This window comes from Pirellulales bacterium, assembly GCA_035939775.1.
GTDB lineage: Bacteria > Planctomycetota > Planctomycetia > Pirellulales > DATAWG01 > DASZFO01.
This window is the reverse complement of sequence record DASZFO010000177.1, coordinates 1-4,767: the sequence shown is the minus strand read 5'-3', so window position 1 is coordinate 4,767 and position 4,767 is coordinate 1. Positions and strand designations below refer to the sequence as shown.

Sequence of the window (4,767 nt, the reverse complement as noted above, 5' to 3'; positions counted from 1 at the left end):
TCGCGCATCCAGGCCGGCTCGTTCTTGATGTCGGAGATCTGGCGGACGATCTCCTCATCGAGCCCCTTGCGGGCCTTGAAGACGTAGTTCGATTCGGTGCGAAAATCGTATTTATTGATCTCGCCGATTTCATCGTGTACGGCGGGTTCGGCAATATCAGTAGCCATGTTGATTCCTCTATATCAAACTTTCTGCGCGAGCGCCTCGTCGGCCGACATCGCGCGTTCGTCATCGGCGGCTTCGGGATAGGCGGCGCGAATCCGTTCGTAACCTAGTTTGTGCAATTCGGCGGCCAATTCCGGGCCGCCCGTTTCGACGATCCGGCCGCCCAGCATGACGTGGGTCGCGTCGGGCGCGTTGTGTTCGAGCAGTTGTTCGTGGTGCGTGATGATCAGGATTCCCATATCCGCCCCGCCAATTTCGGCGATGCTCTGGCTGGCCAGCCGCACGGCGTCGGCATCGAGGCCGCTGTCGGTTTCGTCGAGGATGGCGAATTTGGGCTGAAGCACGGCGAGCTGCAGAATTTCGGCCCGCTTCATTTCGCCGCCAGAAAAGCCCTCGTTCACATACCGCCTGGCGAAATCGGGGTCCATTTTCAACTGCTGCATTTTTGCCTTGAGTTCCTTACGAAACTCCTTCATCGGGATCAACTCTTCCCCTTCCTTGCGGTCGGGGCGGCGGACGTTCGTCGCGGCATGGCGGAGAAAGTCGGACATTCGCACGCCGGGAATCGCCATCGGCCGCTGAAAAGCCATGAAGATTCCGGCTCGAGCCCGTTGGTTCGGCTCCATTTCCAGCACATCCAGCCGCGAGCCGTCCTCGCGAATCAACTCGATCGAGCCGCTCGTCACCTCGTAGCCGGGATGCCCCATGATCGCCAAGCCGAGCGTGCTCTTGCCCGAGCCGTTTGGACCCATCAAGGCATGGACTTCGCCCCGCTTGATTTCAAGATTGACCCCCTTGAGGATCGGCTTGTCGTCAACGGCGACGTGTAAATCAGTGATCTTAAGCGCTTCAGTCATTTCGATTTCGTCATTCTTTAGACATTAGTCATTCGACATTCGTCATTTGCGCCTAGCCGGTGATCTTCTGGTGATCGTACACCGGCGCCAGATCTTCCGGGGCATCGACGTAGCCGGAATGATGAGGGACGGGGAGTTCATCGTCCATCTTCAGTTCGCTGCCGAGCTGACGATTCATCTTATGCCCCATGATCTTGTCTTGAATCCGCATCAATCCTTCGAGCAGCGACTCCGGTCGCGGCGGGCAGCCAGGCACATATACATCCACCGGCACCACGAGATCAACGCCCTTCACGACGTGATAGCCCCATTTGAAATATGGGCCGCCACCGGTCGTGCAGGCCCCCATCGCGATCACGAATTTCGGATCGGGCATCAGGTTATAAAGCCGCCGCACTCGGCTCGCCATTTTGTACGTCACCGTGCCGGCCACGATCATCAGGTCCGCCTGCCGCGGCGTCGCGCGAAACGCGCCGGCGCCAAAGCGGTCCAAATCGAATCGGCTGGCGCCGGCCGCCATCATCTCGATCGCGCAGCAGGCCAAGCCGAAAGTCATCGGCCAGATGCTCGATTGGCGAGCCCAATTGATCGCCTGCTCGAGGGTCGTCGTTATGACGTTCTCTTCAAAACGTCCTTCGATCCAAGGCTGTGTCATATCTCTCACCTGTCGGGTAGCTGCACTCAGTTCACAACAACCGAATCGCTCACTATACCCGGCATTGAATTGGTTTCAAACCGGCAACAAGAGCTTGCTCCGTCGAGCCGACATTCCGTCAGCCGCACCTTCTCTCCCAACAATTCCGAAAACAGAATCTTCTCCACCGCGCAGATACCCCGATCCTGCTCGGCCAATTCGGGATAAGGGCAGGCCAAGGCGGTCAGCACGGGGAGTTGGCCCGAGTGGTCGACCGTAAACGGGATGTTCTTTTCACCCATCAAGCGACTAACGGCTTCCATCCGCTCGTCGGTCGTTTGGCCGTTGATCTGACCGCCGTACATGCCGGCCATTGTTTTTGCCAATCTTTGGATCAGCCCGCTGCGAACAGCCGGATCTTTGATCTGCCGGACTTCGTTCCAGAGGGCGATCGCCAGGTCGGCAAAATTCGAGCCGGTTTTGCGCATTCCCTTTTCCGTGAGCGAGTAGCGGTGGCTCGGCCGACCGCGCGGCGCTTTGGCCAGATCGCGCTGGATCAAACCATCCGCCATTAGCCGGCCCAATCGCTGCCGCACGGCGGTAGCCGTAACCTGCATCGCGGACGCCATCTCCGACACGCCAAGCGCGCCACCGCGGCGCAGCAAATCGATCAAAGCTGTGTCCGAACTTTCGACTACGGCTTGCATTGCAACAACCTCCGATGACACTCACTGCCCTAATAATACCCGTTTAGACAATTTATACAACACAATGTTTGAAAAAGATGCTGTCGCCAAAGCATTGCTCTCCGTCGTCAATCCATAAGATGAATTCCAGGATAGAGTTACAACGAAACGATTCGGCAAATTGAGCGGCGTGTGACAAACCGCGGAACAATTCGCCCAGCTATTCGGGAAAATGCTCGTCGACCGCCTCGAAGAACTCCTGCGGTTGGCTGACCCGAGCCACCGCGGCGCGAAAACCACGCACGCCGGGCCGCCCCGCCGCGTAGCAGCAGGCAAACTTGCGCATCAGGAAGGTCCCTCGCTCAGGACCGAACCGGCGGCAGACGAGATCGAAGTGATGGAGCAATAGTTCGCGCTCTTCGGCCAGACTCGGATCTGGCGGGATCGGTTCGCCGCGCAGCGCCGCCGCTGCTTGCCGAAAAAGCCACGGCTTGCCCAGCGCGGCCCGAGCGATCATCACTCCGTCGACTCCGTAGCGGCGGAAGGCTTCGACAACCGCCTCGGGAGAATTCAGATCGCCATTGCCAATCAGCGGGATGCGGTGCAGATGTGGCTTGATCTCGGCAATGCGTTCCCAATCCGCCGAGCCGCGAAAAAAATCTTGGGCGGTGCGGCCGTGGACAGTGATCGCCGCGGCGCCGGCCGACTCAACGACTCTCGCGACCTCGATCGCGCGGATGGAATTCCGCGTGCAGCCAAGCCTAATCTTGGCGGTCACCGGCACCGGCGCGCACGCCGCCGCGACGCGCTCTACGATCGCGCCGATGCGGTCAGGGTCGCGCAACAGATACGATCCGCTGTGTGCCCGCTCGGAAACGTCCTTCACCGGACAGCCGAAGTTGATATCGACGACGCTCACGTGTAGCTCATGGGCCAGCTTTGCCCCGACTGAGGCAAGCGTCTCCGGGTCGTTGTCCCAAATCTGCACGGCCAGAGGCCGCGGCTCGTCTTCGATGCCCCACAGCCGATCGGGCAAATCCTGCTCCGCTCGATCCCGCCACAGGAACCCCTTGGCGCAGATCATCTCGGTGGCCTGCAACCCCGCACCGCCGTACTCGCGCACGACCTGCCGGTAGGCGTAGTTGGTGAACCCCGCCATCGGCGCTTGGAGCACCGGCGGATCGACCACCAGCGGCCCGATCCGCAGCGGCGGAACGATTACAGGACGTAAATCGGCAATGGTGGACATCGGTGACGGAGATACGGCAGGAGAGGAGCCACTGATTTCGCGGATGGACACAGATAATAGGTTATTGACGAGTGTATATTCCAAGGCCGCAACTGCATGAGAGCATTTTCGAGCATCGAGCGGAAGTTTAGAATGGAAGGTGGCCGCAGCCAGCCGTCCAGTGAGGAGTCAAAAATTGTCCGATCCTGCCATGCCGAAGCCCAAGAAGCCGTTCAATCCGTTCTACTTGCTGGCGATGGTATTCGGCATCGCCTTCACGATCACGGCTTGTGCGTTTGGTGTGATGATGCTCAAGTCGATACGGCCCGAGGGGCTGCCGGAAGCGGGAGCGCCAGGGCACGGCCTGATGGACTTGCTCGGCCGACATGGCACGGCAATACTGATGGTCGAACTGGCAGGGCTGGCGGTCTTCACGCTCCCCGCGATCTATCTTGACCACCTCCGCGGCCGGCGCGAAGTGGCGCGGCGCGACGTGGCCGACGCAGCCAGCGTCGGCACGGAGGCTCCCAGCGTCCGCCACGATCCGAATACCTTCGACGTCAGCCAGTCCCGTATTCAAGAGTGAATCATGAAAGTCAGTCATTTCGAGCAGACTCCCGCCGTGCCGGTGCAAATGGAGGGTTCCAGCGGATGCCAGGTCCGTTGGTTGGTGGACGAGCACGACGGCGCGCCGAATTTCGCGATGCGGCAATTCGAGGTCGCGCCCGGCGGCCACACGCCGCAACATTTCCACGACTACGAGCACGAAGTATTCGTGCTGGAAGGGGCCGGCGTCGTGTTGGAAGACGGCCGCGAACATCCGCTCCACGCTGGCGACGTGGTGTTCGTCAAACCGAACGAAGTCCATCAATTCCGCAACACCGGCTCAGCGCCGCTCAAGTTCCTCTGCTTGATCCCAAATTCCGCGACCGGCAAGTCAGTGACCGTCGCCCCGGAATGCGGCGTTCGAGCATAGGGGGGTTCGGGATTCGGGATTCGGAAGCGGCGGCGATCGTCCGCCAGCGAGGTCTTGCCACCACGCGTCGTTGAACAACTGTAGATGAGGATGAAAGCTCGTTGCTCCTAGGGTTTACTACGAGTGTGGTTAACCCAAAACCCTTTTTGTGGAGCAACGAGTATGTCGAGTATACCGGTTTTCGTCGGGCTTGATTATCACCAGGACGCGGTGCAAGTATG

General features: G+C 59.8%; 6 protein-coding genes. 2 read left to right on the top strand and 4 right to left on the bottom strand.

Annotation, left to right across the window (positions count from 1 at the left end):
* Nucleotides 1-182: 182 nt before the first annotated feature.
* The 4 genes from sufC to VGY55_11585 all read right to left on the bottom strand — a co-directional run bounded on the left by sufC (nucleotide 183) and on the right by VGY55_11585 (nucleotide 3,591).
* Complete coding sequence (sufC, locus tag VGY55_11600) at nucleotides 183-1,022, bottom strand: Fe-S cluster assembly ATPase SufC (protein ID HEV2970605.1); 840 nt, start codon at nucleotides 1,020-1,022, stop codon at nucleotides 183-185.
* A 52-nt stretch (nucleotides 1,023-1,074) separates the two neighbouring features.
* Nucleotides 1,075-1,677: an NADH-quinone oxidoreductase subunit B family protein gene (locus VGY55_11595; protein HEV2970604.1), complete on the bottom strand. Its 603-nt coding sequence runs from the start codon at nucleotides 1,675-1,677 to the stop codon at nucleotides 1,075-1,077.
* 26 nt (nucleotides 1,678-1,703) lie between these two features.
* Nucleotides 1,704-2,363 carry a hypothetical protein gene (locus VGY55_11590; protein ID HEV2970603.1) on the bottom strand — a complete coding sequence of 220 codons (660 nt, stop codon included), beginning with the start codon at nucleotides 2,361-2,363 and terminating at the stop codon, nucleotides 1,704-1,706.
* Nucleotides 2,364-2,562: 199 nt separating this feature from the next.
* Nucleotides 2,563-3,591, bottom strand: coding sequence for a tRNA-dihydrouridine synthase (locus VGY55_11585; GenBank protein ID HEV2970602.1), 1,029 nt, complete (start codon nucleotides 3,589-3,591; stop codon nucleotides 2,563-2,565).
* A 175-nt stretch (nucleotides 3,592-3,766) separates the two neighbouring features.
* On the opposite strand from VGY55_11585, the gene VGY55_11580 reads away from it, so the two are divergent.
* Nucleotides 3,767-4,156 carry a hypothetical protein gene (locus tag VGY55_11580; GenBank protein HEV2970601.1) on the top strand — a complete coding sequence of 130 codons (390 nt, stop codon included), beginning with the start codon at nucleotides 3,767-3,769 and terminating at the stop codon, nucleotides 4,154-4,156.
* 3 nt (nucleotides 4,157-4,159) lie between these two features.
* Nucleotides 4,160-4,546 carry a cupin domain-containing protein gene (locus tag VGY55_11575; protein ID HEV2970600.1) on the top strand — a complete coding sequence of 129 codons (387 nt, stop codon included), beginning with the start codon at nucleotides 4,160-4,162 and terminating at the stop codon, nucleotides 4,544-4,546.
* Nucleotides 4,547-4,767 lie beyond the last annotated feature (221 nt).